This window comes from uncultured Phyllobacterium sp. (assembly GCF_902479695.1).
Taxonomy (GTDB): domain Bacteria; phylum Pseudomonadota; class Alphaproteobacteria; order Rhizobiales; family Rhizobiaceae; genus Phyllobacterium; species Phyllobacterium calauticae.
On record NZ_CABSQF010000045.1, the window covers coordinates 1 to 26,084 of the forward strand.

A 26,084-nucleotide genomic window follows, 5' to 3' on the forward strand; every position below is an offset into this window, starting at 1 on the left:
GTCGGTGACCGCGCAGATCGGCGATCTCGGCGAATCATGGGTCAAACGGAAATTCGGCGTCAAGGATTCGGGATACATGATCCCCGGTCACGGTGGCGTGATGGACCGGGTGGATGGACTTGTAGCCGCAGCGGCATTGCTGTACCTCATCGGGGCAATTCTGGTGAAGCCGGAAACGCCTTACGACATTCTTTTCTAGCAGGCTGAGCTTAGGTGACCCTCTGACGGGGTTGGGCAAGGCCCGGAGGACACTTTGACGGATACGCTGAGCTATATCTTCGGCACGCACGGTTTGCTTATCGGTACGATTTTACCCTTTCTGATTGTACTCACGGTTGTCGTCTTCGTTCACGAGATGGGGCACTATCTCGTGGGACGGTGGTGCGGCATCGGCGTCAAGGCCTTTTCGATCGGTTTCGGCCCTGAATTGTTCGGGTTCAACGACCGCAGCGGCACCCGCTGGAAATTGTCGGCGATTCCCCTGGGCGGTTATGTGAAGTTCGCCGGCGACGAGAGCGTGGCCAGTTCGCCAATCGGCTTGTCTGAAAACATGACCGCCGAGGAGCGCGCCGTTGCTTTCCACACCCAACCCGTGTGGAAGCGCGCGGCGACGGTCTTTGCCGGCCCGGCGTTCAATATTCTGCTGACTGTTGCGATCTTTTCCGTCTTCTTTGCGCTCTATGGCCGCATGGTGGCAGACCCCGTGGTTGCGGAAGTGCGTCCGGGCGGCCCCGCTGCCGTGGCCGGATTTCTGCCGGGCGACCGCTTCATCAGCGTGGACGGGGACAAGGTCGAAACCTTTGCCGACGTTCAGCGCCATGTTTCGGCACGGGCGGGCGATTCTCTGAAATTTGTCGTCGAGCGCAAGGGGCAGGAGGTCAGCCTGACCGCCACTCCGGAGCTTGCCGAACAGAAGGACGCCTTGGGCAATCCGGTGAAAATCGCCGTGATCGGTGTGGTGAACAATCAGGAGTTCGGCAACTTCCGGCGGGTGACCTACAACCCCATCGAATCAGTCGGCCAGGCGGTGCGTGAAAGCGGTTTCATTATTGCCCGGACAGGCCAGTTTTTCAGCCGTTTCTTCGCGGGCAGGGAAGACAAGTGCCAGCTGGGCGGACCGGTCAAAATTGCCACGATGGCAGGCAAGGCGGCCAGTCAGGGGATCGACTGGCTGATTCAGCTGACCGCCATGCTGTCGATCGGCATCGGTTTGCTCAATCTTTTCCCGTTGCCGCCCCTGGATGGCGGACATTTGATCTTTTATGCCGTGGAAGCGGTCATCCGCAGGCCGGTAAAGCCGGCCGTTCAGGAGATTTTCTTCCGGATTGGCTTCCTTCTGGTGCTGGGATTCATGGGTTTTGTTGTGTTTAATGATCTTTTCGCCTGTCGGTGATGAAAATTAAACATTAGTGAAAATTAGAGGGGTGGGGTGGAAAAGCGTTATGATCTGTTTACTATAAGCCGTGAATGGCGTGGCAGGGATGCCACGCTTTCGTGTGAAGTAAATAGATTTTAACCGTAAGCCTTGCGTGTATGTAAAAACCGGCTATGACGGTGTGCGAGTAATTGCTTAGTCCGGGATCTCGCCCGGGGACAACGAGAAACAAAGGTTTAGTAGGCCTATGGCGGCAAGTTCAAAATTCGTTGGTGCAGCGTCGGCGCTCGCCATTTCAGCGGCTCTGGTAAGTTCGGGAGCGATCGTTACGACGGTTGCGGGGATTACAGCAGCACAGGCAGCAACCGTCAGCCGCATTGAAGTGCGCGGGAATACCCGTGTGGATGCCCAAACGGTCAAGGACAATCTCGGCATTACGCCAGGCAAGCCTTTCTCCAACAATGATATTGATGCTGCCACCAAGCGCCTGTTCAACACGGGTCTGTTCGGCGATGTGCGCATCACCCAGTCCGGCGGTGCGTTGATCGTGACGGTGTCCGAGCATCAGGTCGTCAATCAGGTCATTTTCCGCGGCAACAAGAAGATCAAGGACGCGCAGCTGTCCGGTGCCGTGCAGTCGAAGTCGCGCAGCGCCTTCAGCCAGCAGACGCTCGACGCCGATACCGAGGCTGTCCGCGCCGCTTATCGCAACATCGGCCGCAGCGATGCTACGGTAAGTTCGCGCATCATGGATCTCGGTCAGGGTCGCGTCAACGTTGTCTTCGACATCAACGAAGGTGACCGCACCAAGATCGCCAACATCGTGTTTGTCGGTAATAACGCCTTTGGTGAGCGCCGCCTGCGCGACGTGATTTCGACCAAGCGTTCCAACCCGTTGTCCTGGCTGACGCGCAATGACGTGTACAGCGAAGATCGCATGCGGGCGGACGAAGAGTTGCTGCGCCGCTTCTATTACAACCGCGGTTATGCGGATTTCCGCGTCGTCTCGTCGACGGCCAATCTCGATGCGGCAACCAACGAATACACGATCACCGTTACGGTTGAAGAGGGTGAGAAGTACAAGTTCGGCGGCGTCGAAATCCAGAGCTCGGTCGAGGGTGTCGATACGTCCAAGCTGGGTGGTCTCGTGCAGACATCCGAAGGCGATACGTACAACGCCAAGGAAGTCGAAGACTCCATCATCAAGCTGTCCGAAAAGGTGGCTGGCCAGGGTTATGCCTTTGCCAAGGTGGAACCGCGCGGCGACCGCAATTTCGAGAATCACACGATTTCGGTCGTCTACAACATCGACCAGGGCCCGCGCGCCTATCTCGAGCGCATTGAAATCCGCGGCAACGAGAAGACACGTGACTACGTCATCCGCCGTGAATTCGATGTGAGCGAAGGCGATGCGTTCAATCAGGTTCTGATCCAGCGCGCCAAGAAGCGCCTGGAGCGGCTTGAATTCTTCCAGACCGTCAATATCTCGACCGCTCCCGGCTCGCAGCCTGACCAGGTTATTCTGGTTGTGGACGTTGTCGAGAAGTCGACCGGTGAATTCTCCATCGGTGGTGGTTATACGACCGGTGGTGAAAGCCCCGGACCGACAGTCGAAGGCTCGATCACCGAGCGCAACTTCCTCGGTCGCGGCCAGTATATCCGTATTGCTGCCGGTGGCGGTCTGAACAACAACCGTACATACTCGCTGTCCTTCACCGAGCCTTACTTCCTCGGTCAGCGTATTTCGGCTGGTTTCGATCTGTTCAAGCGCCAGTCCGGCGTCAATGACAAGTATCAGACCGATTTGACCGGCGGTACAATCCGTTTTGGTCTGCCGATCACCGAAACACTGACGGCGGGTGTTGCTTACAACCTGTCGCAGGAAAAATACACGATCGAAGACGCTGCGAAGATCCCGGGAACGGACATTCCCGATCCGTCGCAGATTTCGCAGGCGTTCATTGATGCGGCAAATCGCGGTACATGGATCAAGTCGTCGGTCAGCTGGTCGCTTGTCTACAATACCATCGACGATACGAAAAACCCGCATGATGGTCTCTATGCCAAGTTCAACCAAGAATATGCTGGTGTCGGCGGCGATGCCAACTACCTGAAGACAACGTTCAAGGGCAGCTACTACAAGACGCTTTCCCAGGAAATGGACATTGTCGGCCTCGTCGGTGTCGGCGCTGGCTACATCAAGGGATTTGGCGACGATCTGCGCGTGTTTGACACGTTCAAGAACAATCAGGAAATGATTCGCGGCTTCAAATATGCCGGTATCGGTCCACGCGACTTGAGCGTGGCAGATGCCAAGGGTAGCTTCCTGGGTGGTAATACCTACTTCAATGCCACCGTGGAAACGCAGTTCCCGCTGCCGATCGTTCCTGAGAGCCTGGGTATTCGTGGCGCCCTGTTTGCCGACGCTGCTACATTGTATGGCAATGATCTTAAGCAGGCATCGAACACCAGCATGGAATGGCGCGCATCCGCGGGTGTAAGTATCATGTGGGCATCGCCGTTCGGTCCGCTGCGCTTCGACTACGCTTTCCCCGTCAAGAAAGTGGATGGCGATCAGGTGCAGAACTTCAACTTCGGCATGTCGAGCAAATTCTGATAGATTGCTGACCTCCCGGGGGAGCATATTTCCCCGGGGGAGAAAGTTAGTCGATGGCCGATCCGATCTTTTATGAGCCACTGCTGAACGTGACTGTTGGTCAGATCGCCGATCTGACCAATGGCGTTCTTGTGGACAGTTCTCTGGCCAACCGGCCGGTCGCCCGCCTCGCATCCCTGGCTGATGCCGGTCCCGATGCGCTTGTGTTCATCGATGGCAAGAAGAACGCGCAAAATCTCGAAGGTTTAAAAGCCGCCGGGGTTCTGTGCACGGACGAAGTCAAGGCAAGCGTGCCCAAGACCGTTGCCGTTATCGTCAGCCGCCATCCGCAGCAGGATTTCGCCGCCATTGGCCGCGCGCTTTATCCGCGTGCGGTGAATGCGCATCTCTGGAGCGGCGAAGAGACGGGTGTTTCACCCCACGCCATCATTGATCCAACCGCCGAAATAGAAGACGGCGTGACGATCGAGCCCGGTGTCATCATCGGCAAGCGCGTTTCCATCGGTGCCGGCACCGTCATTGCCGCCAGTGTGGTGATCGGCAATGGCTGCAAGATCGGCCGCGATTGCTATATCGCGCCGAGCTGCTCGGTCCAGTATGCCTTTCTTGGCAATCGTGTGCTGCTGCATCCGGGCGTGCGTATCGGGCAGGATGGCTTTGGTTATGTTCCGGGCAAGGCCGGCCTCGACAAGATGCCCCAGCTTGGCCGCGTCATCATTCAGGACAATGTCGAAATTGGCGCCAACACGACCATTGATCGCGGCGCGCTCGCCGATACGGTGATCGGCGAAGGCACAAAAATCGACAATCTCGTGCAGATTGCCCACAATGTTCGTATTGGACGCCATTGCGTGATTGCTGCGCAATGTGGCATTTCCGGCAGTGTGGTGCTTGGCGACATGACGATGCTGGGTGGCAGCGTCGGCATCAAGGATCACGTCAATATTGGTTCCCGCGTGGAAATCGCCGCAGCAAGCGGTGTGATGAATGATATTCCGGACGGTGAGCGGTGGGCCGGTGCGCCCGCGCAGCCGTTCAAGCAATGGTTCCGTGAAATCGCGAGTGTCCGCGCGATGACCAGAACCAAGAAGGAGAGCAGTTCAGATGAATGAAAATGTACAGGCGAGCAGTCTTGGCGTCGCGGACATCCAGAAGCTTCTGGCAAATCTGCCGCATCGCTATCCCTTTCTGCTGATCGATCGCATCGTCGATATCGATCGCGATGTCTCGGCCACGGGCATCAAGAATGTCAGCATCAACGAGCCGCATTTTGCCGGTCATTTTCCTGAACTGCCGATCATGCCCGGCGTTCTGATCATTGAAGCCATGGCCCAGACCGCCGGTGCTATCGTGCTGTTCCATAACGGCAGCGGCAAGCCGGGCAAGGTGTTCTTCATGACCATCGACAATGCCAAGTTCCGCAAGCCTGTCGTGCCGGGTGATCAGCTCAAGCTGCGCGTGACCAAGCTGAAGCAGCGCGGCAACATCCACAAGTACAGCTGCGTTGCGGAAGTTGACGGTGTGAAGGTTGCCGAAGCTGACGTGGCGGCAATGGTCAGCTTCCCAGAAGAAGACGAGACCGGAGCTTGATGTCCAATTCCAGCATTCATCCCACGTCGATTGTCGAGGCGGGCGCAAAGATTGGTGACAGGGTAAACATCGGGCCATTCTGCCATATCGGACCGGAAGCGGTCATTGGCAATGATGTCACTCTGCTGAGCCATGTCGTCATCATGGGGGCGACCACCCTCGGCGATGGTGCGAAGGTCTATCCGAACGCGATTCTGGGCGGCGATCCGCAGAACACCAAGCACAAGGGTGGGCACACCAGGCTTGTCATTGGCCGGAACTGCACGATCCGCGAAGGCGTCACGATGAATCGCGGCACCGATGGCAGCCGGGGTTTGACCACGGTTGGCGACAACTGCATGTTCCTGGCCTATTCGCATGTGGCGCATGATTGCGACATCGGCGACAATGTGACCTTTGCCAATAACGTCATGATCGGCGGCCACGTGTCCGTCGGCAACAATGTCATCATCGGCGGCGGCGCTGCCTTGCACCAGTTTGTGCGGGTTGGCCACCATGCGTTTGTCGGCGGGCTTGCAGCGGTGGCACTGGATGTCATTCCCTATGGCATGGTGATCGGCAATCATGCCTATCTGGGCGGCCTGAACATTGTCGGCATGAAGCGCTCGGGCATGGCCCGTCCGGAGATACACAATCTGCGCCGTGCGGTGCGCATGCTGTTCGACCGCAGCAAGCCGGTCCGCAATCGCGCCGGTGACGTGCGTCTTGCCTTTTCTCAATCGCCGGCGGTTCTCGATCTGGTCGATTTCATCACCGCTGATACCAAACGTGCCTTCTGCACGCCGCCCCTCGGTTCCGGAATCGAGACCAGCGACAGTGACGACAACAGCTAAAACAACGGATGGGACGCAACCGGCGGCCATAACGGGCCGCACGGCGATTGTCGCGGGCAACGGACTCCTGCCCATTTCCATCGCGGAAAGCCTGCAGAAGCAGGGTGCGAACCCTCTGATCATTGCCATCAAGGGCGAGGCATCGCCCGAGATCAATGCGCGCAAGCACGCCGAAATCTCGATCGTCGAGCTGGGCGGCCTGATGAAAATCCTGAAATCGGAAGATATCAGCAATGTCGTTCTGGCGGGGGGCGTGCGCCACCGGCCGGAATTCTCCGCGGCGCTGCGGCCCGGTAACGGCAATCTCGTCGCGTTGTATCGTTTCATGCGAGCTTTTCGCCTCGGCGATGACGGGTTGCTCAAGGCCGTGATCTCAACCATTGAATCCTACGGTTTCCGGGTTGTCGGTGCGCACGAGATCGTTCCGGATATTCTAGCACCTGAAGTGGGCACCATCACCCGGAAGAAAGCCGATCAGGCAAGCATTGCCGATATGCGGGCCGCCCGCGAGGCGGCCATCATGATCGGCTCGCTCGATATCGGGCAGGCGGCCATTGCCGTCGGCAGCCGCGTGGTGGCGCTGGAGGGCGTGGAGGGCACCGATGCCATGCTGCAGCGGGTCGCCGAACTGCGCATTGCCAAGCGGATCAACCGCAAGGGCGGTGTGCTGGTGAAATGCGCCAAACCGCAGCAGGAAGTGCGGGCGGATTTGCCGGCCATCGGCGTAAGTACGGTCGAGAATGCGGTGAAGGCCGGCTTGAAGGGCATTGCCATCGAGGCACGGCGCACGCTGATCCTTGGCTATGCCGAAACAATCGCCGCTGCCAACGAAGCCGGTATTTTCATCGAAACTTTTGCGCAGGAGGCCGAGTGAAAACAGCAGCAAAGCCGCTTCGCCTTGCCATTGTCACCGGCGAAGAGTCCGGCGACCTGCTTGGTGCCGATCTGGTGCAGGCCCTGCGGCGGCGATATCCGGGCGAGGTGACGCTGACCGGTGTCGGCGGCGAGCATCTCTCGGCCCTTGGCCTCAACTCCTTGTTCGACCAGCACGAAATCGCTCTGGTCGGGCTGACGGCCATCGTCACCAAACTGCCGCAGCTCATTCGCCGCATAGCGCAGCTGGCCAAAGCCATCATTGCGGCGAAACCCGATTGCCTCGTGATTATCGACAGCCCGGATTTCACCCATCGCGTCGCCCGCAAGGTGCGGGCGGCGGATCCATCGATCCCGATCATCAACTATATCAGCCCGTCGGTCTGGGCCTGGCGCCCGGAACGCGCCAAGGCGATGCGCGGCTATATCGACCATGTGCTGGCCATTCTGCCGTTCGAGGTGCAGGCATTGCAAGATCTCGACGGCCCGCCTGCCACCTATGTCGGCCACAGGCTGGTGACCCATGCGCCGCTGCTGGCGGCGGCAGAGCGGAACCGGACGCGGGAAAGCAGTTTCGCTGACAGAACCGAACATAATCTTGTTGTCCTGCCGGGGTCGCGCAGAGCAGAAATATCAAGCCTTTCCAAACCTTTCGGTGAGGCAATTGAACTGCTGGCGGAACGCGGCAACCGCTTCAGCCTGACATTGCCGACGCTTCCCAAAGTCGAACCACTGGTGCGCCAGCTCACTGCCGGCTGGAAAGTCCAGCCAAACATTGTGGTGGGCGAAGCGGAACGCCTGAAAGCCTTCGCCGCTGCCGATGCGGCTCTGGCCGCGTCCGGGACCGTGTCGCTGGAACTCGCACTGGCGCGCATCCCAACGGTGTTGTCATACCGGCCTGACTGGCTGGCGCGCATGTTCATTGCGCCGCGCATCAAGGTCTGGAGTGCGGCCTTGCCCAATATCATCGCCGACAAGCGGGTCGTGCAGGAATATTTCAACCAGTTCGTTCGTCCCGGCCCGCTGGCGCGCGAGATCGAACAACTGCTGAAACCCGGCCATGCCCGGGCGTTGCAGCTCGAGGGGTTCGATGAGATCGCGGCATTGATGCGGACCGAACGGCCGTCCGGCGAGATTGCCGCCGAGAAAGTTCTCGAATACGTGCATCAGAGGGCCTGAGGAACAGGCTTTTGGATATGAAAAAGGCGCCGAATGGCGCCTTTTTTCGTATTCTGGATGATCTTATTTGCGATTGCCGACCGGAACGTAGTCGCGCTGCGTTGCACCGGTGTAAAGCTGGCGCGGGCGGCCGATCTTCTGGTGCGGGTCTTCGATCATTTCCTTCCACTGGGCAATCCAGCCAACCGTACGGGCAACGGCGAACAGCACGGTGAACATCGTGGTGGGGAAGCCGAGCGCCTTCAAGGTGATGCCGGAATAGAAATCGACATTCGGATAGAGCTTCTTCTCGATGAAATATTCATCGGTCAGGGCAATGCGCTCCAGCTCCATGGCGACGTCGAGCAGCGGATCGTCCTTGATGCCGAGTTCGGCGAGAACTTCCTTGGTGGTCTGCTGCATGATCTTGGCGCGCGGATCGTAGTTCTTGTAGACGCGGTGGCCAAAGCCCATCAGGCGGAACGGATCGTTCTTGTCCTTGGCGCGGTTGATGAATTCCGGAATGCGGTCAACCGTACCGATTTCGCCGAGCATGTTGAGCGCGGCCTCATTGGCGCCGCCATGGGCAGGGCCCCAGAGGCAGGCAATGCCGGCAGCGATACAGGCGAACGGATTGGCGCCGGACGAACCGGCAAGACGCACCGTCGACGTCGAGGCATTCTGCTCGTGATCAGCGTGCAAAATGAAAATCCGGTCCATTGCGCGGGCAAGAACCGGATTGGGGACGTAGTCTTCGCACGGCACGGCAAAGCACATGTGCAGGAAGTTGGTGGCAAAATCGAGATTGTTCTTCGGGTAAACGAAGGGCTGGCCGATGTGATACTTGTAAGCCATCGCAGCCAGGGTCGGGATCTTGGCGATCATGCGGATGGATGCAACCATGCGCTGATGCGGATCGGAAATATCGGTCGAGTCGTGATAGAAGGCGGACAGGGCGCCAACGCAGCCGACCATGACCGCCATGGGATGGGCGTCACGGCGGAAGCCGCTGAAGAAGCGCGACATCTGTTCGTGCACCATGGTGTGGTGCGTCACGCGATAGTCGAAATCATGCTTCTGGCTCTTTGTCGGCAGTTCGCCGTAAAGCAGGAGATAGCAGGTTTCGAGGAAGTCGCCCTTTTCGGCGAGTTGTTCGATCGGATAGCCGCGATGCAGCAAAATGCCTTCGTCACCGTCGATATAGGTGATCTGCGACTCGCAGGAGGCTGTGGATGTAAAACCCGGATCGTAGGTGAATGCACCCGTGTTCTTGTAGAGTGTTCCAATGTCCACGACATCAGGTCCGATGGTGCCTTTTTTAATCGGTAACGCAAACTCGTGACCATTCAGATCGATGTTGACGCTATTCTCAGACATTGCCGTTCCTTTCTTGCTTCAGCTCCCGCTGACATCCCGTGTACCAATTCCGAAGTTCGCTGCTTGAGCAGTAGACTCTCGTCGAACTTCGGAAGTGAAAGCACACGAGTTACTTCATATTCCAGTATGCCTTTGAAACAGGATGTTCCTTCCAGGCAGGTTATTTTCTGACCTCTGCGTTCAGCACACTGGCCCAAAGCCTTGACCTCTTTGCAAGGTCTTTATCCTGATTTTCTCAGGCACGACACCGTAGCCGAACGGCACAATGTTGCAATGCAAAAAATGCACCGTCGAGGCTACGGATTAACCTTTTATCCGGTCTTCGATACGCCCCAGTGACTCCTCGCGGCCAAGCACCGCCAGCACGTCGAAAACCCCCGGAGATGTTGCTCTTCCCGTCAGTGCCGCCCGCAGGGGCTGGGCGATTTTGCCGAGTTTCAAGCCGGTGTTTTCCGCATGAACCCGCACCGCTGCATCCAATGCTTCAGCGGTCCAATCGTTGACAGCTGAAAGCGCCGGAAGAACGCCGGAAAGCACGCTCAAACCCTCTTCATTCAACAGGCCGGCTGCCTTTTCATCCAATGCCAACGGGCGCTGCGCAAACAGGTATTTCGCACTGTCCGCCAGTTCGACCAGCGTCTTGGCGCGTTCCTTCAGGCCGGGCATTGCCGCCAGCAATTGCTGACGGGTCCGCTCGTTCAGCCGCGACAGAATGTCCGCGCCGCCTTCGATTTCCGGCAGGATGTCGATCATCGCCTTGACCAGATCGGCATCGGCGGAGAACCGCATATAGTGACCATTGATCGCTTCGAGCTTCTGGAAGTCAAAACGCGATGCGCCGCGATTGATGTCGGAAATCTCGAACCACTCGATCATCTGCGCATCGGACATGATCTCGTCATCGCCATGGCTCCAGCCGAGGCGGACGAGATAGTTGCGCAGGGCGGCGGGCAGATAGCCCATGGCGCGATAGGCTTCGACGCCGAGCGCACCGTGACGCTTCGACAGCTTTGCCCCATCCGCACCGTGGATCAGCGGAATATGACCCATCACCGGGATATCCCAGCCCATCGCATCATAGATGATGGCCTGGCGCGCCGCATTGGTCAGGTGATCGTCACCACGGATGATGTGGGTGACGCCCATGTCATGATCATCAACCACGACAGCATGCATATACGTCGGGTTGCCGTCGGAGCGCAGGATGATGAAATCATCGAGGTCCTTGTTGGGAAAGCGCACATCGCCCTGTACGAGGTCGCGCACGAGGGTTTCGCCGTCCTGCGGTGCCTTGATGCGGATGACCGGCTTGACGCCCGCAGGGGCTTCCTTCGGATCGCGATCGCGCCAGCGGCCGTCATAGCGTGGCGGGCGGCCCTCGGCGCGGGCTTTTTCGCGCATTTCCTCAAGCTCTGCCGGCGAGGCGTAGCAGTAATAGGCTTTGCCCTTGGCGACCAGCTCTTCGGCGACTTCCCGGTGACGGGGCGCGCGCTCGTATTGCGACACCGCATCGCCATCCCAATCGAGGCCCAGCCACTTCAGGCCATCGAGAATGGCCGTGACAGCCGCTTCCGAGGAGCGTTCCCGGTCCGTGTCTTCGATGCGCAGCAGCATCTTGCCGCCCGTATGCTTGGCATAAAGCCAGTTGAACAGGGCCGTGCGGGCACCGCCAATATGGAGGTATCCGGTCGGGGAGGGTGCAAAACGGGTAACAACAGGTGACGACATAAGGACTCCAACAGACGTCTCGGCCATTAGCCTAACATCCAATCGATTTGATCTGGCGTTGATGTAGCATAGGAGCGCTGTCGTGCAAGGGCATTGGCAGAATTGGAGGCAAATGCAGGGGCCCGGCACCAGTACACAAACGAGTGAACGGCAGTTTTTTGATCGTCCGGCGGACGATGAGCCGGGTCTTGCGACCCAAATATCCCAAAATGTTGCCGTCACCCGGCGAGGCGTGAGTCTGTCCGCAGCGCTGCGCCGGCGCATGGGGTTGGGGCAGGATTTGCTCCCGGCCGTTTCCCGGGCATGCGGGCGGGATTATGATCGCGGCAGCCTTTTCCTGTTCGTTCCGGTTTTTGCCGGCAGTGGCGCCATTGTCTATTTCAGCTTGCCGGTGGAACCGCGGCTGAGCGCCATGCTCTTCGGATTGACCGCGCTTGCCGGGTTCAAACTCCTGGCACGCGAGCGGCATTTGACCGGGATGTGCCTTTCCGCCGCCGTGCTGGTTGTCATAGGCATGCTCTGCGCCAAGCTGGAAACGCTGCGTCTGGATACGCCAATGCTCGGCTCCGCCGTCACCACGCGGCTGACCGGCCGCATCGTCGCGATCAACCGCGCCGAGCGGGGCGGCTGGCGCGTGACGATGGACGTGATAGCCACGGAGCGCCCGCAGCTGCGCTATGCCCCGGCAAGGCTGGTTGTATCGGCCCGCGCCCTGCCACCTGAAGCTGCCACAGGCAGGGGGCTGCGCGGTCTGGTGCATCTGCGCCCGCCATCCGGTCCCGTGCGATCGGGCAATTATGACTTTGCCTTCCACAATTACTACAGGGGCATCGGCGGCAGCGGCTTCTTTCTTGGCAAGCCCGAAGCAGCCTCTCTGCCGGAACCGGCTGATTTGACAACCAGAACGCTGTTTGCCGTCGCTGCGATGCGCCAGGCACTCACCGATCGTATCCTCGGTTACATGCCGGGAGAAGCCGGTGCCATCGCCGCATCGCTGATCACCGGCCAGCGTGATGGCATCAGCGAGGCCACCAACAACGCCATGCGGTTGAGCGGCCTGTCGCATATTCTCTCCATTTCGGGATTGCACATGGCGCTCGTGGCCGGGATCGTCATCGGCTCGTTGCGTGCAAGCATGGCCTTCTTTCCGGACTTTGCTGCGCGCTATCCCATCAAGAAATTTTCGGCATGCGCGGCGCTGCTGGCATCGGCATTCTATCTGATGCTCTCGGGGATCGACGTGGCGGCCCAGCGCAGCTTTGTCATGCTGGCAGTCATGCTTGTCGCCATGACCGTAGACCGGGCGGCGCTGTCGCTGCGCAACGTTGCCCTGGCCGCCTTGGTAACCATTGCCATCGCGCCGCACGAGGTGATGGGGCCAAGCTTCCAGATGTCCTACTCGGCCACCGCCGCACTGATCGCATTCTACGGCTGGTGGTCGCCGCGCAAGGCCGGCGGGAATGCCCGGCGTGCATCCGGCAACAGCCTGTTGTTGCGGCTACCCGGCAAGATCGGCGATCATATCAGTGATGTCGCCCTGACATCCCTGGTCGCCGGTTCGGCCAGCGCGATCTTTGCCGCCTATCATTTCAACAATACCGCACCGCTCGGACTGATCGGCAACGCATTTGCCTTGCCCGTGGTCTCGGTTCTGGTCATGCCCTTCGCCGTACTTTCGCTGTTGCTGATGCCGTTCGATCTGGATTTCCTGTCGTTCGCCGTCATGGAGCGTGGCATCGAGCTGGTAGTGTTCATTGCCCATCACGTTGCCGCACTCTCGCCCTCGGGCAATCTCGGTCCGATGCCGCAGCCGAGCCTGATCCTGATGAGCGCGGCACTTGTGATCTTGATATTCCTGTCGTCGTGGTTGCGTCTGTGCAGCCTGCCGCTGTTTGCTGCGGCCGTCCTGATCATGGCGCGCACAGCGCCGCCGGATGTCGTCCTGTCCGAGGATGGCCGGCTGGCCGGTGTGCGCAATGGCACGGCATTGATGATCAATCGCCCGCAGGGCGGCGCCTTCACGTTGAACAACTGGCGGCAGGGCTTTGGGCTGGAACAGATCGTCAAACCGGCGGGGATCGGCAAAGAGGCAGCGGAGGGTGTCTTCGAATGCGCCGGCAAGCTCTGTCTGGCGCGCGAACCGGGCGGTCTCATCATTGCCTATACGGATGATCCAGCGCAAAGGAACGCCGCCTGCAGCGAGGGGAATATTGTCGTGCTAAGCTTTGCCGGCGTGGATACCGGTTGCCCCGTTCCCGGCCCGATGGTGATCACGCGCCGTGATCTCGCCTTGAACGGTGCTGCCGAAATCCGGTTCGGCTCCGGCGGGCAAGGGCAGGGTGACGTGACGGATCTATCGAAAGCCGGAGAAGCGCTGGAGCAAAGGGTGCAGTCGGCCCGCCTGACCTGGGCGATCGGTCCGCCCGACCGACCCTGGAACAAGTACCGCACCCATTCCAATGCGGCGCGCAACCGGCCGGAGCGTTCACGCAAGGCCCATGCGATCGAAAGCGTCCCGAACAATGCCGAACGGGACGCGGCGGCCGGTCAGTAACGGCGGATCAGGCCGACGAGCTTGCCCTGCACCCGCACGCGGTCCGGTCCGAAAATCCGCGTTTCATAGGCTGGGTTGGCGGCTTCCAGGGCAATCGAGGCACCCTTGCGGCGGAACCGCTTGAGGGTGGCTTCCTCGTCATCGACCAGCGCCACGATGATTTCGCCGGGGCTTGCGGTGTCGCCGCGCTTGATGACAACGGTATCGCCGTCGAAAATGCCTGCTTCGATCATCGAGTCGCCCTTGACCTCAAGCGCGTAATGTTCGCCGCTGCCGATCATGTCTGGCGGAAGGCTCAGCATGTGAGTCTGGTTCTGGATGGCGGAAATCGGCACACCGGCGGCAATCCGGCCCATGACCGGAATGCTGACATTGGCAGGCATGTCCATATCGTTGGAGGCGCGCGGCTGCGGCTTCGGCGGCGCAATATTGCGTCCGAGACTGCCCTCGATGACACTCGGCTCGAACTTTCTCTGGCTGTTGAGGCCGGGTGCGATGGAGTCCGGCAGGCGCAGGACTTCCAGCGCGCGTGCCCTGTTCGCAAGCCGGCGAATGAAGCCGCGCTCTTCCAGCGCAGTGATCAGCCGGTGAATGCCGGATTTGGAGGCCAGATCCAGCGCATCCTTCATTTCGTCGAAGGATGGCGGAATGCCCGTCTCCTTCAGACGCTCATGAATGAAGAGAAGAAGTTCATGTTGTTTACGCGTGAGCATCGGCGATCCTTTAGCAGGGAATCGGAAAAACAAAACCAGAACAAACACTATCTGTTCCAGCATTGTTCTACAAGTGCTTAATATTCCGTTGCGGCAATGCTGGAAGCTTGGTTACGAAGCATGTGCGGGCAGAAATGCGCCCATTCAGGGCGCTGTTGCGTCAGTTTCCAGTTGGATATCACAATATCATGACAGCTTTCATCCGAATCGCCGAGCGCCATGACCTTGCCACCATCATCGACTGGGCAGCCGCCGAGGGCTGGAACCCCGGTTTGGACGATGCGGACGCATTCTGGGCCGCGGACCCCAAGGGCTATCACGTGCTTGAGGTGAATGGTGAGTTGACGGCAGCGGTCTCGCTGGTCCGCTATGCGCGAGACTACGGCTTTCTCGGTTTCTACATGGTGCGTGCGCAATCGCGCGGTCTGGGTTTCGGCTGGTCGCTCTGGCAGGGCGTGCTGAGCGGATTTGCCGGACAGACCGTCGGTCTTGATGGTGTCGTTGCCCAGCAGGAAAACTATCGGAAGTCGGGATTTGTCTATGCCCATGCGAATTACCGCTATGGCGGCGCGCCCGGCTGCAGGGCAACCGTCAGCGGCGATATCGTCGCCATCGATGCGCAATGGATCGGTGCTGTCGCTGCCTATGACCGTCAATTCAATCCCGAACCACGGGAATCGTTTATCCGTGCCTGGCTCGGCCCGTCCGGCTCCCGCCACGGCCTGGCCTGTATTGCCGACGGAAAAATCGCGGGGTATGGCGTCGTGCGTGCATGCCGCGAGGGCTGCAAAATCGGTCCCTTGTTTGCCGAAACAGAAGAGATCGCCGACCGGCTGTTTCAATCCCTCGCAGCAACAGCCGGGAATGCGCAGGTCTTTCTGGATATTCCCGGGACCAATGGGGCCGCGCGGCGCCTTTGCGACCGGTACGGTCTGGCGCCGGTGTTCGAAACCGCACGCATGTATCGCGGAGCAGCGCCCGAATTGCCGCTCGACCGGATTTTTGGCATCACAACCTTCGAATTGGGCTAGGCACTCACCGGCGCGGGGCGACGGGCGGACCGCTGGACTGGCGCAGGATGAGTTCGACCGGCCATATCTCGTGGATGTTCTCGACCGGTTCGCCGTCGAGGACACGCACCAGCAATTCGGCGATACGCGACCCGGCGGAGCGGATCGACGACCGGGTGGTGGTCATGGCCGGGACCATGTTGCTGGCATTGAGGTAGGGGAACACGTCGTCATGGGCGATCACCGAGACTTCCTTGCCGAGTTCATAGCCCTTTGAACGGATGGCGCGGAAAATGCCGAGCGCCGTCATCATCGAGCCGGCGAGAATGGCGGTCGGATGCGGCGTATAGGACAAGAGCCGCTGCGCCTCATGAAAACCGGTTTCGTCGGAAAAACGCTCATGCACGATGAAGCGCGGATCAACGGCAATGCCGCGCTCCAGCAATGCTTCGCGATAACCCATTTCGCGGTGTTCGGAAAACGTGTGGCCCTTCAGCCCGTCAATCATCGCGATATGCCGGTGGCCGAGATCGATCAGGTGCGATGCCGCCTGCCGGAAGGCGCCGGCATTGTCGATGTCGAGCCAGGCATGCGGGGCGGCGATATTGGTTCGTCCGTGCAGCACAAAGGGAAATTTCGCTTCCGTCAGCATGGCGACCCGCTCGTCCATCAGGGTGGGGCCGGTGACGATGATGCCGTCCACGCGCTTGCTGGAAATCAGCCGCCGGTAGGCCGCAAGCTCGTCATTGTTGATGCTCGGGCTCATCAGCAGGTCCATTTCGTGCTGCGACAGCTGCTCGGCCAGACCGGAAAAGAACTCGCTCGTATGCGGACCGAAACGTTCGCTGCGGTCGCGCGGCATCAGGATGCCGATGGCGCCGATGCGGCCGATGGCAAGGCGCCGGGCATTGGCATTGGCGCTGTAGCCGAATTTGAGGGCGGCCTGGCTGACGCGTTCGCGCGTCGCCTTGTTGACTTCAGGATAGCCGTTCAGGGCGCGACTGACGGTCGTTTGCGAGAGGCCCAGTTGTTCAGCCAGTTCCTTGAGTTTCATGGCAAGCAATCCAGTACGGTCTTTTCAGGCAATGCAGATATGACTCCAAATAATAAACATAACCAGAGGCTAAATTCAAAGCGCTTTGGTAAATTGCTCGCGATATTGTGATCCGTGGTCGACGCGGTGCTGTTTCAACAGGGCGACAGCCTGGAATTCACGTTCTCAGCAATGCCGTATAATATGCTGTAATATATATATAATAATCCATTTATCACTGCGGTTGACCTTGATGTCTGGTTTGTGTCGCCAATTTGCGGCTTGACAGGTGAAAGAGCCTTTGTCATTTTTCATTCAAAGCGCTTTGAATTTTGATGTTTCAAATGATTTCCAAAGCGCTTCAGGAGGAGTTTTTGAAGAGGGGCTAAGCATCGCTGCGATGTGCGGCAGCCGATTCTGTCAGATTTTTGGGAGGAAATCATGAAAGCCAAATCATTCATTGCGACCCTTTTGACCACGACCTTGCTGGCTTCGGGGGCTTTTGCCGCCAATCTGGCGATCGTATCCGGCGACACCGGCAATGGACGCGAGTTCCTGCGCAAGCAGCTTGACCAGTTCGAGAAGGAAACCGGCAACAAGGTGTCCATCGTTGCCATGCCAGCCAACAGTTCCGACAATTTCGGCCAGTACCGCCTGTGGCTCGCCGCCGGCAATACCGATATCGACGTCTACCGCACCGATGTGATCTGGGCGCCGCAGCTGGCCGACCAGTTCCTCGACCTGAAGGAAGCCGCCAAGGACGTCATCGACCAGCACATACCGTCGATCATCGAAAGCCAGACCGTCGGCGGCAAGCTGGTCGCCTTGCCGATGTTCACCGATGCCCCGGCGCTCTACTACCGCAAGGACCTGCTGGAAAAGTACAAGAAGCCGGTGCCAAAAACCTGGGACGAGATGGCGGCAACCGCCAAGGAAATCCAGGATGGCGAGCGGGCGGCCGGCAACAAGAGCATTTATGGCTTTGTCTTCCAGGCCAATGCCTATGAGGGCCTGACCTGCAACGCGCTCGAATGGGTAAAATCCTCGGGCGGCGGGCAGATCGTCGAGGCGGACGGCACGATTTCGATCAACAATCCGGAAGCGGCAGCGGCCATCGACCGCGCCAAGGGCTGGGTCGATACCATCTCGCCCAAGGGCGTGCTCGCCTACACGGAGGAAGAAGCACGCGGTGTCTGGCAGACCGGCAATTCCGTTTTCATGCGCAACTGGCCCTATGCCTATGCGCTGGCCGGGGCCGATGGCAGCGCCATCAAGGGCAAGTTCGACGTGGCGCCCCTGCCGAGCGGCAAGGATGGCCAAAACTCCGCTGCAACGCTTGGCGGCTGGAACCTGGCGGTTTCAAAATATTCGAAGGCGCCCGAAGAGGCGATCAAGCTGGCGCTGTTCCTCGGCTCTCCCGCACAGCAGAAGGCGCGGGCGATTTCCCAGGCCAGCATGCCGACCATCAAGGCGCTCTACGACGACAAGGATATCGCCGCCGCGCAGCCGCTCATTCCAAACTGGAAGCCGGTGTTTGAAAATTCCGTTCCGCGCCCCTCGGCGCCGACCAAGGTGAAATACAATGAAGTGTCCAACATGTTCTGGAGCGCGGTCCACGATACATTATCGGGCAATGGCACCGCTGCCGAAAACCTTGAGCTTCTGGAAGCAAAGCTGACCGAACTCAAGGGAAACAGCTGGTAGACCCCTGCCAGCAAAAGGGCACGGTGCGGATGGCGTTCACAACCTCCCGAACCCCGTTCGCACCGTTTGCCTGACGCTTTCGCTTCATCCGGAACCACACGGGCAGGAATACGAGCATGACGCCTTCCACCGCACGTTCAGAGCTTTTGCGGCAGCGCGCCCGCTCGGCGCAGCTGTTTCTCATTCCGATGATTGTCGCCCTGGCCATCGTTGCCGGCTGGCCCTTGCTTCGGACAATCTATTTCTCGTTCACCGATGCCTCGCTGACCAATATGAGCGCGGCCAAATGGGTGGGATTCAAGAACTATCTGTCGTGGATCCAGCTGAAAAGCGGCCGCACGATCTTTTCAGGACTTCTGGTCGATCCGACCTGGTGGAACGCCGTGTGGAACACCGTGCGCTTCAGCATCATCTCCGTGGCGCTGGAAGCCTTTTTCGGCATGATCGTCGCGCTTGTTCTGAATGCCGAGTTCAAGGGCAGGGGCATTGTCCGCGCTGCCATCCTCATTCCATGGGCGATCCCGACCATCGTGTCGGCCCGCCTGTGGGGCTGGATGCTGAACGACCAGTTCGGCATTCTCAACGATCTGTTCATGCGCCTGGGGTTCATCAGCCATCCCATTGCCTGGACGGCAAGTGCCGATACGGCCATGACGGCGGTGCTGATCGTCGATGTCTGGAAGACCACGCCTTTCATGGCGCTGCTCATTCTGGCAGGCCTGCAGATGGTGCCGAAGGACATTTATGAAGCCGCGCATATCGACGGCGTGCATCCGATCCGCCAGTTTTTCCGCATTACCCTGCCGCTGATCAAGCCGGCGCTGATGGTCGCCATCATTTTCCGCCTGCTCGATGCCATGCGCATTTTCGACCTGATCTATGTTCTGACGCCCAACAGCTCGCAGACCAAGACCATGTCGGTACTGGCGCGGGAAAATCTCATCGAATTCGACAAGTTCGCCTATGGCTCGGCACAGTCGACGCTGCTGTTTCTGGTGATCGCCCTGATGACCGTGCTGGCGATCTGGCTTGGCCGCGTGCGCCTCGATGGAGGAGACCGCTGATGATCTGGAATCTCACCAAGAACACGGCGTTTTATGCGCTCGTCACCCTGATTGTCGTGCTGGCGGTCTTTCCGTTCTATTACGCCATCATCACGAGCTTCAAAACCGGCAGCAACCTGTTCACCGTCGAGTATTTTCCGTCGTCGTTCTCGCTGGAAAACTACGTATCGGTCATCAATGCCGGCAGTTTCACCCGCAATCTGCTGAATTCGCTTGTCGTGTCGACACTGGTGGTGCTGCTGGCCCTGCTGATCGCCGTCACCGCATCCTTTGCACTGGCCCGTGTGCGGTTTCGCGGCCGCTCGCTGCTGCTGCTGACCATCCTGTCCGTCTCGATGTTCCCGCAGATTGCGGTGCTGGCGGGCCTCTTCGAAGTCGTGCGTTTTCTCGGCCTCTACAACACGCTGTGGAGCCTCGTCTTTTCCTACACGATCTTCACATTGCCGTTCACCGTGTGGGTGCTGACCACCTTCATGCGCGATCTGCCTGTCGAAATCGAGGAGGCGGCCATCGTCGACGGGGCCACTCCCTGGGTCATCATCACAAAGGTGTTCCTGCCTCTGATGTGGCCGGCGATGGTAACGACCGGGTTGCTCGCCTTCATCGCGGCGTGGAACGAGTTCCTGTTTGCCCTCACATTCACGTCTTCGACTGAGGTGCGCACGGTGCCGGTCACCATCGCGCTTTTGTCCGGAGCCAGTGCGCATGAAATCCCGTGGGGCACGATCATGGCCGCATCCGTCATCGTGACGGTGCCGCTCGTTATTCTCGTCCTGATTTTCCAACGCAAGATCATTTCCGGCCTCACCGCCGGCGGCGTCAAGGGGTAACTCAAATGACAGCTATTCATCTCAACAATGTCCGCAAGTCCTTCGGTACGTTCGACGTCATCAAGGGGGTCGATCTGGAAATCAGTCCCAGCGAATTCATGGTGTTCGTCGGCCCTTCCGGCTGCGGAAAATCCACCTTGCTGCGGTTGATCGCCGGGCTTGAGGATATCACCGCCGGAACACTCGCCTTCGACGACAAGGTGGTCAACAGCCTGACCCCGTCACAACGCGGCATCGCCATGGTGTTCCAGTCCTATGCGCTCTATCCGCACATGACGGTGTTCGACAACATGGCGTTCGGCCTGAAACTCGCCAAGGGCGGCACAGACGAAATCAAGCGGCGGGTGAACGAGGCGGCGGACATGCTGCAGATCACCGCCTATCTCGACCGGTTGCCAAAACAGCTTTCCGGCGGCCAGCGCCAGCGCGTGGCCATCGGCCGGGCCATCGTGCGCGATCCGAAAGTCTTCCTGTTCGATGAACCGCTGTCCAATCTCGATGCGGCCCTGCGGGTGCAGACGCGGCTTGAGATCGCCAAACTGCATGCAAAAATGCACGAAACCACAATGATCTATGTCACCCATGATCAGGTGGAGGCGATGACGCTTGCAGACCGGATCTGCGTGCTGCGCGACGGCATCGTTGAGCAGGTCGGCACGCCGCTGGAGCTTTATGAGAAGCCGCAATCGGTCTTTGTCGCCGGTTTCATCGGGTCGCCGAAGATGAATTTCCTCACCGAGAAACACGCGGATACCTACCGCGCCCACACGCTCGGCGTGCGGCCGGAGCATCTCGAAATCAAGGACAAGGGCGGCGCATGGAACGGCAAGCTGATCCTGTCCGAAAACCTCGGTTCCGAGACCTATCTCTACATCGATATTGGCGCGAAGGACCCGCTTGTCGTCAGACAGGACGGGACTGCAAGCCAGCAGCCCGGCGAACTGCTCCACATTTCGCCGATCAACGACAATGTCCACCGCTTCGATCAATCGGGCAGGCCGGCAGCGTCAAACTGAACTGAGCATCCTCCCAACCGCATATGCAATGAATAGGAAGACAAAGATGACCATCCGCACGCTCGTCTGGGGCGAAAATGTTCATGAGAAGGTGAACAAGACCGTCGCCGAAATCTACCCCGAAGGCATGCACAACCAGATTGCCAAGCTTCTGAAGTCGGACGGCAATATCGCGGTGAAGACCACCACCCTGCAGGAACCCGAACACGGCCTGACCGACAAGGTGCTGGACGAAACCGACGTGCTGATCTGGTGGGGTCACCGCGCCCATGGCGATGTCGCCGACGACGTGGTTGAGCGCGTCGCCAAACGCGTCTGGGAAGGTATGGGCATCATCGTCCTGCACTCCGGCCATTTCTCCAAGATTTTCAAGCGCCTGATGGGCTCGCCCTGTGCGCTGCACTGGCGTGAAGCCGGTGAGCGCGAGCGGCTCTGGGTGGTCAATCCCGGCCATCCCATTGCCAAAGGCCTGCCACGCTATTTCGAGCTGGAAAACGAAGAGATGTATGGCGAGCCATTCTCCGTGCCGGAACCGCTCGAGACGATCTTCGTCTCGTGGTTCCAGGGCGGCGAGGTGTTCCGTTCCGGCCTGACCTACCGCAAGGGTGCGGGCAACGTGTTCTATTTCCGCCCCGGCCACGAAACCTATCCAACCTATCACGATGAGACGGTCGGGCTTGTCCTGCGCAACGCGGTGAACTGGGCCTACAATCCCAACCGCTATCCGGAGCTCAATACGGCGCCGAACACGCCGGTCGAACAGGCCATCGAGCCCATCACCGCCCGCGGCGGCAGCCTGCACGAAGCCGGCGAGGAAGGTTTCCGCTAAACGCCGATCCGATCGGGGACGGCCCGCGCGCGGCCGTTTCCAATATCCGCAGTATCAATGCCGGCACCGCGTTGCAGCGTGCGGCACATTCATATGAAGGACTGGACCAATGCGTCTTTTGATCTTGGGTACCGGCAGTATGGCCAATTCCCATGCCAAGAATTTCGCTGAAATCGAAGGGGTAACACTGGCGGGCGCGGTGGATGTCGATCCGGGCCGGGCGGAAGCATTCCGCGCGGAATATGGCATCGAGCGGGCATTCACCTCGCTGGAGGAGGCACTGGCCTGGGGCGATTTCGATGCGGTGGCCAACGTCACGCCCGACAGCATCCACCACGCCACCACCCTGCAGTGCATCGCGGCGGGCAAGCACGTGTTCTGCGAAAAGCCGCTTGCGGCCAATTATGAAGATGCCGCCGAAATGGCCGACAAGATCGAGGCGGCGGGTCTCGTCGGCATGGTGAACCTGACCTATCGCAATGTCGCGCAGCTGCAGGCGGCCCGCAAGCTGGTCACCAGCGGCCAGATCGGCAAGGTCAGGCACGTGGAAGCATCGTACCTGCAAAGTTGGCTTGTCTCGAAAATGTGGGGCGACTGGCAGACAGAAAGCCGCTGGCTCTGGCGTCTGTCAAAGAAGCACGGCTCCAACGGCACGCTTGGCGACGTCGGCGTGCATATTCTCGATTTCGTCGTCTATGGCACGGATACGGAAATCGACGAGGTGTTCTGCCGCCTCAAGGCATTCGACAAGGCGGAAGGCAATCGCATCGGCGAATATGAACTCGACGCCAATGACAGTTTCACCATGACGGTGAGCTTCACCAATGGCGCGCTGGGTGTCGTCCATTCAAGCCGCTGGGCCACGGGCCATGTCAATGAGCTGCGCCTGCGCGTCTACGGCGACAAGGGTGCATTCGAAGTCGTGCACCGTCATGACGGCTCCAAGCTGCTGGTCTGCCTCGGCGATGACGTGGAAACGGCGGTGTGGAAAGAGGTCGAGGTCGAGCCTGTCGCGACGAACTATCAGCGGTTTGTCGAGGCGGTCAAACAGGGCAAAACACTCGAACCATCTTTCCGGCACGCGTCTAGGTTGCAAAAAGCAATAGACCTTGCCAATATAACGGAAAGTGACCGTAGAGAGCACCGGTTAACTGCCTGATTTGAGTATAAGAATTGCCTTGGGTTGCTCTCAGGCGATACCGCTCTGGAGTTGTGGACTGACCCATGACTCCAGAGGCCCGGTTTTTAAATCAGCGTAACATCAGGATTGTACAGGGCGAACCGGCGACAAGGGCTGGCGCATGCGGTTCGCGGATGATCAGGCCATTGGCGTCGGCGAGGAATTTCAGCATGGATGAATCCTGCAGCGGAAACGGCGTCGCGGTCAGCGTGCCATCCGGTCCGGTGACGACGCGCGCCCGGACATAATCCTGCCTCTGGTCATTGGTGGGCATATCAGTGCCGAGAACCGCAGCGCGCAGATCGGGCGCGTGCGATAGTCCCATGAAGGTGCGGATAAGCGGCGTCAGGAATATATGCGCACAGATCAGGCTCGATACGGGATTGCCGGGCAGGCCGAGAATGCGCATGCCCTGGAGATGGCCGAACATCAGTGGTTTGCCGGGGCGCAGGGCGATTTTCCAGAAATCGAGTTCCATGCCGCGCGCGGCAAGGGCAGGCTGGACCAGATCATGGTCGCCAACCGAGGCGCCGCCCAGTGTCACCAGGATATCGGCCTGCGCTGCAACAGCGCGGTCCAGCGCATCGCTCAACGCTTCGAGCCGGTCTTCGGCAATGCCCAGATCGATGGCGATGCCGCCCGCATTGCGGACGATTTCAGCAAGACCATAACTGTTCGAAGCAATGATCTGGTCGGGCCGGTAGTTTTCGCCGGGGCTGACCAGTTCATCGCCGGTTGCCAATATCGCAACGCGCGGACGCCGCACGACGGACAGATGCGGATGATCGGCGGATGCGGCGAGGGCAAGGGCCGCCGGATCAAGCTGCCGGCCAGCGGCAAGCAGGACATCGCCGCTGTTGAAATCGAGGCCGGCCGCGCGGATGTTGCGGCCAAGGACGATCGTTTCGACAATCTCCACCTCATCGCCATGCGGCAAAGTGTTTTCCTGAATGACCACGCTGTCGGCACCCGCCGGCACCGGTGCGCCGGTGAAGATGCGCACGGCTTCGCCCGGATCGACCGAGCCTTGGAAGGCATGCCCGGCAGCGGACTGACCCACCAGCTTCAGGCGGACAGGCACGCTGGCGACATCGGCGGCGCGCACGGCATAGCCATCCATCGCCGAGGCGGCAAAGGGCGGTTGCTGGCGCCGGGCATGCAGGTCGGCAGCGAGAACGCGTCCGCCCGCGTCGCCGAGCGCAACGGTTTCCGGTTCCAGCAGATCCACATTGGCCAGGATGCGCCGCAGCGCTTCGTCAACCGGAAGGAGGTCTGCCATCGTTCAATTCCCGTCTGAAGTTTCCGCGGACCAATCGCCCGATTTTCCGCCCGATTTCTGCAACAGGCGAATATCCTGAATGATCATACCCTTGTCGGCGGCTTTTGCCATGTCGTAGATCGTCAGGCACGCAATGGAAACCGCGGTGAGCGCTTCCATTTCGACACCGGTTTTACCCGTCAGCTTGACGGTGGCACGCACACGCAAACCCGGCAGGGCCTTGTCGGCATCGATATCGACGCTGATCCTGCTCAGAAGCAGCGGATGGCAGAGCGGAATGAGGTCATGGGTTTTCTTGGCAGCCATGATCCCGGCGATGCGGGCCGTGCCGATGACATCGCCCTTCTTGGCATTGCCGGAAAGGATCAGCGCGAGCGTTTCCGCCAGCATCCGCACGGACCCTTCCGCCACGGCAACCCGTTCAGTCTCGGCCTTGCTGCCGACATCGACCATATGGGCCGCGCCGGTGCTGTCGAGATGGGTCAGCTTCGGCGCGGTTGTCATGCGGCGCTTGTCTGCTGGTCCGCTGTGCCATGCAGAAGCGCGTGGGTCGCCGCCGCCACATCGCTCTGGCGCATCAGGCTTTCGCCGACGAGGAAGCTGCCGATGCCGGATTTGGCGAGGCGCTGGCAGTCCGCATGGGTGAAAACGCCGCTTTCGCTGACGAGCAGCTTGTCCGCCGGGACCATTTTGGCCAGCCGTTCGGACACGGCGAGATCCACATGAAAGGTGCGCAGATCGCGGTTGTTGATGCCAAGAAGCGGCGAGGTGAGTTTTAGCGCCCGCTCCATCTCGGCTTCGTCATGCACTTCGACCAAGACATCCATATCAAGTGCCATCGCCGTTTCTTCGAGCGCTGCGGCCAGCGCATCGTCGACGCTCGCCATGATGATCAGAATGCAATCGGCGCCCCAGCTGCGGGCTTCAAAGACCTGATAGGTATCGAAGAGAAAATCCTTGCGCAGGGCAGGCAGGCTGACGGCGGCGCGGGCTGCAGTCAGAAATTCCGGCGCACCCTGAAACGACGGTGCATCGGTCAGCACGGAAAGGCAGGCTGCGCCCCCCTGTTCATAGGCCTTGGCCAGCGCGGGTGGATCGAAATCAGGGCGAATCAGGCCTTTGGATGGGCTCGCCTTCTTGATCTCGGCGATCAGGCCGAATGTATTGGCGGCGCGTTTCCGCTGCAAAGCGTTGAGGAAACCGCGCGGCGCGTCCTGATCCCCGATCCGGGCCTTGAGGTCATCGACGGTCAGGCGTGTCTTGGCGGCAGCAATCTCTTCACGCTTGTAAGCTTCGATCTTGCGAAGAATATCAACCATGG

Annotated in this window: 23 protein-coding genes; 16 read left to right on the forward strand and 7 right to left on the reverse strand. The window is 59.5% G+C overall.

All coding sequences use genetic code 11. The features are described from left to right. The 8 genes from RDL77_RS20490 to lpxB form a co-directional block, all read left to right on the forward strand. Nucleotides 1-199: phosphatidate cytidylyltransferase (locus RDL77_RS20490; protein ID WP_288194511.1), on the forward strand; the 199-nt coding region annotated here is incomplete at its 5' end. 54 nt (nt 200-253) lie between these two features. Continuing rightward, the gene (rseP, locus tag RDL77_RS20495) at nt 254-1,393 is read left to right on the forward strand and encodes an RIP metalloprotease RseP (RefSeq protein ID WP_288194512.1); all 1,140 of its coding nucleotides are present in this window, start codon (nt 254-256) and stop codon (nt 1,391-1,393) included. A gap of 229 nt (nt 1,394-1,622) precedes the next feature. Next, on the forward strand, nt 1,623-3,992 hold the full coding sequence (gene bamA, locus RDL77_RS20500) for an outer membrane protein assembly factor BamA (RefSeq protein ID WP_288194513.1): 2,370 nt from the start codon (nt 1,623-1,625) through the stop codon (nt 3,990-3,992). A 53-nt stretch (nt 3,993-4,045) separates the two neighbouring features. After that, nucleotides 4,046-5,104 carry a UDP-3-O-(3-hydroxymyristoyl)glucosamine N-acyltransferase gene (gene lpxD, locus RDL77_RS20505; RefSeq protein WP_223615029.1) on the forward strand — a complete coding sequence of 353 codons (1,059 nt, stop codon included), beginning with the start codon at nt 4,046-4,048 and terminating at the stop codon, nt 5,102-5,104. Then, complete coding sequence (gene fabZ / locus RDL77_RS20510) at nt 5,097-5,582, forward strand: 3-hydroxyacyl-ACP dehydratase FabZ (protein WP_223615028.1); 486 nt, start codon at nt 5,097-5,099, stop codon at nt 5,580-5,582. The genes lpxD and fabZ overlap by 8 nt, the downstream gene beginning before the upstream one ends. Next, nucleotides 5,582-6,415: an acyl-ACP--UDP-N-acetylglucosamine O-acyltransferase gene (gene lpxA / locus RDL77_RS20515; RefSeq protein ID WP_288194514.1), complete on the forward strand. Its 834-nt coding sequence runs from the start codon at nt 5,582-5,584 to the stop codon at nt 6,413-6,415. Before fabZ ends, lpxA begins: the two co-directional genes overlap by 1 nt. Further along, on the forward strand, nt 6,399-7,289 hold the full coding sequence (locus RDL77_RS20520; protein WP_288194515.1) for an LpxI family protein: 891 nt from the start codon (nt 6,399-6,401) through the stop codon (nt 7,287-7,289). Before lpxA ends, RDL77_RS20520 begins: the two co-directional genes overlap by 17 nt. Further along, nucleotides 7,286-8,467 carry a lipid-A-disaccharide synthase gene (gene lpxB / locus RDL77_RS20525; protein WP_288194516.1) on the forward strand — a complete coding sequence of 394 codons (1,182 nt, stop codon included), beginning with the start codon at nt 7,286-7,288 and terminating at the stop codon, nt 8,465-8,467. Before RDL77_RS20520 ends, lpxB begins: the two co-directional genes overlap by 4 nt. Nucleotides 8,468-8,530: 63 nt before the next feature. On the opposite strand, the gene gltA is transcribed toward lpxB, so the two are convergent. Continuing rightward, nucleotides 8,531-9,823: a citrate synthase gene (gltA, locus tag RDL77_RS20530; RefSeq protein ID WP_105732880.1), complete on the reverse strand. Its 1,293-nt coding sequence runs from the start codon at nt 9,821-9,823 to the stop codon at nt 8,531-8,533. 303 nt (nt 9,824-10,126) lie between these two features. Next, nucleotides 10,127-11,551 carry a glutamate--tRNA ligase gene (gene gltX / locus RDL77_RS20535; protein WP_288194517.1) on the reverse strand — a complete coding sequence of 475 codons (1,425 nt, stop codon included), beginning with the start codon at nt 11,549-11,551 and terminating at the stop codon, nt 10,127-10,129. Nucleotides 11,552-11,783: 232 nt separating this feature from the next. Between gltX and RDL77_RS20540 the strand changes: the two genes are divergently transcribed. Beyond that, a complete protein-coding gene (locus tag RDL77_RS20540) occupies nt 11,784-14,105 on the forward strand; it encodes a ComEC/Rec2 family competence protein (RefSeq protein WP_288194518.1) in 2,322 nt (773 codons plus the stop codon). Here RDL77_RS20540 and lexA read toward each other — a convergent pair. Then, nucleotides 14,099-14,818, reverse strand: a complete 720-nt coding sequence (gene lexA / locus RDL77_RS20545; RefSeq protein ID WP_223615022.1) for a transcriptional repressor LexA — start codon at nt 14,816-14,818, stop codon at nt 14,099-14,101. The two genes, RDL77_RS20540 and lexA, sit on opposite strands and share 7 nt — an antisense overlap. Nucleotides 14,819-15,006: 188 nt before the next feature. Here lexA and RDL77_RS20550 point away from each other — a divergent pair, with 188 nt between their 5' ends. Next, nucleotides 15,007-15,849 carry a GNAT family N-acetyltransferase gene (locus tag RDL77_RS20550; RefSeq protein ID WP_288194519.1) on the forward strand — a complete coding sequence of 281 codons (843 nt, stop codon included), beginning with the start codon at nt 15,007-15,009 and terminating at the stop codon, nt 15,847-15,849. 4 nt (nt 15,850-15,853) lie between these two features. Here RDL77_RS20550 and RDL77_RS20555 read toward each other — a convergent pair whose 3' ends face one another. After that, the gene (locus RDL77_RS20555) at nt 15,854-16,882 is read right to left on the reverse strand and encodes a substrate-binding domain-containing protein (protein WP_223615020.1); all 1,029 of its coding nucleotides are present in this window, start codon (nt 16,880-16,882) and stop codon (nt 15,854-15,856) included. A 420-nt stretch (nt 16,883-17,302) separates the two neighbouring features. Between RDL77_RS20555 and RDL77_RS20560 the strand changes: the two genes are divergently transcribed. The 6 genes from RDL77_RS20560 to RDL77_RS20585 all read left to right on the forward strand — a co-directional run bounded on the left by RDL77_RS20560 (nt 17,303) and on the right by RDL77_RS20585 (nt 23,463). Further along, nucleotides 17,303-18,565, forward strand: coding sequence for an ABC transporter substrate-binding protein (locus tag RDL77_RS20560; RefSeq protein ID WP_223615019.1), 1,263 nt, complete (start codon nt 17,303-17,305; stop codon nt 18,563-18,565). Between the two features lie 116 nt (nt 18,566-18,681). Next, nucleotides 18,682-19,629, forward strand: coding sequence for a carbohydrate ABC transporter permease (locus RDL77_RS20565; RefSeq protein WP_223615018.1), 948 nt, complete (start codon nt 18,682-18,684; stop codon nt 19,627-19,629). Then, nucleotides 19,629-20,459, forward strand: a complete 831-nt coding sequence (locus RDL77_RS20570) for a carbohydrate ABC transporter permease (protein ID WP_288194520.1) — start codon at nt 19,629-19,631, stop codon at nt 20,457-20,459. Before RDL77_RS20565 ends, RDL77_RS20570 begins: the two co-directional genes overlap by 1 nt. Before the next feature lie 5 nt (nt 20,460-20,464). Next, nucleotides 20,465-21,475, forward strand: a complete 1,011-nt coding sequence (locus RDL77_RS20575; protein ID WP_223615016.1) for an ABC transporter ATP-binding protein — start codon at nt 20,465-20,467, stop codon at nt 21,473-21,475. Nucleotides 21,476-21,521: 46 nt separating this feature from the next. Further along, nucleotides 21,522-22,304: a ThuA domain-containing protein gene (locus RDL77_RS20580; RefSeq protein ID WP_288194521.1), complete on the forward strand. Its 783-nt coding sequence runs from the start codon at nt 21,522-21,524 to the stop codon at nt 22,302-22,304. A 109-nt stretch (nt 22,305-22,413) separates the two neighbouring features. Then, nucleotides 22,414-23,463 (forward strand): Gfo/Idh/MocA family protein, encoded by a 1,050-nt coding sequence (locus RDL77_RS20585; RefSeq protein ID WP_105732872.1) that lies wholly within the window; start codon nt 22,414-22,416, stop codon nt 23,461-23,463. A 91-nt stretch (nt 23,464-23,554) separates the two neighbouring features. Here RDL77_RS20585 and glp read toward each other — a convergent pair whose 3' ends face one another. From glp to trpC, 3 genes are read right to left on the reverse strand one after another with little or no spacing between them, the layout of a single operon-like run. Further along, nucleotides 23,555-24,763: a gephyrin-like molybdotransferase Glp gene (gene glp, locus RDL77_RS20590; protein WP_288194522.1), complete on the reverse strand. Its 1,209-nt coding sequence runs from the start codon at nt 24,761-24,763 to the stop codon at nt 23,555-23,557. A gap of 3 nt (nt 24,764-24,766) precedes the next feature. Next, nucleotides 24,767-25,267 carry a cyclic pyranopterin monophosphate synthase MoaC gene (moaC, locus tag RDL77_RS20595; RefSeq protein ID WP_288194523.1) on the reverse strand — a complete coding sequence of 167 codons (501 nt, stop codon included), beginning with the start codon at nt 25,265-25,267 and terminating at the stop codon, nt 24,767-24,769. After that, a complete protein-coding gene (gene trpC / locus RDL77_RS20600; RefSeq protein ID WP_288194524.1) occupies nt 25,264-26,082 on the reverse strand; it encodes an indole-3-glycerol phosphate synthase TrpC in 819 nt (272 codons plus the stop codon). The genes moaC and trpC overlap by 4 nt, the downstream gene beginning before the upstream one ends. Nucleotides 26,083-26,084: the final 2 nt, after the last annotated feature.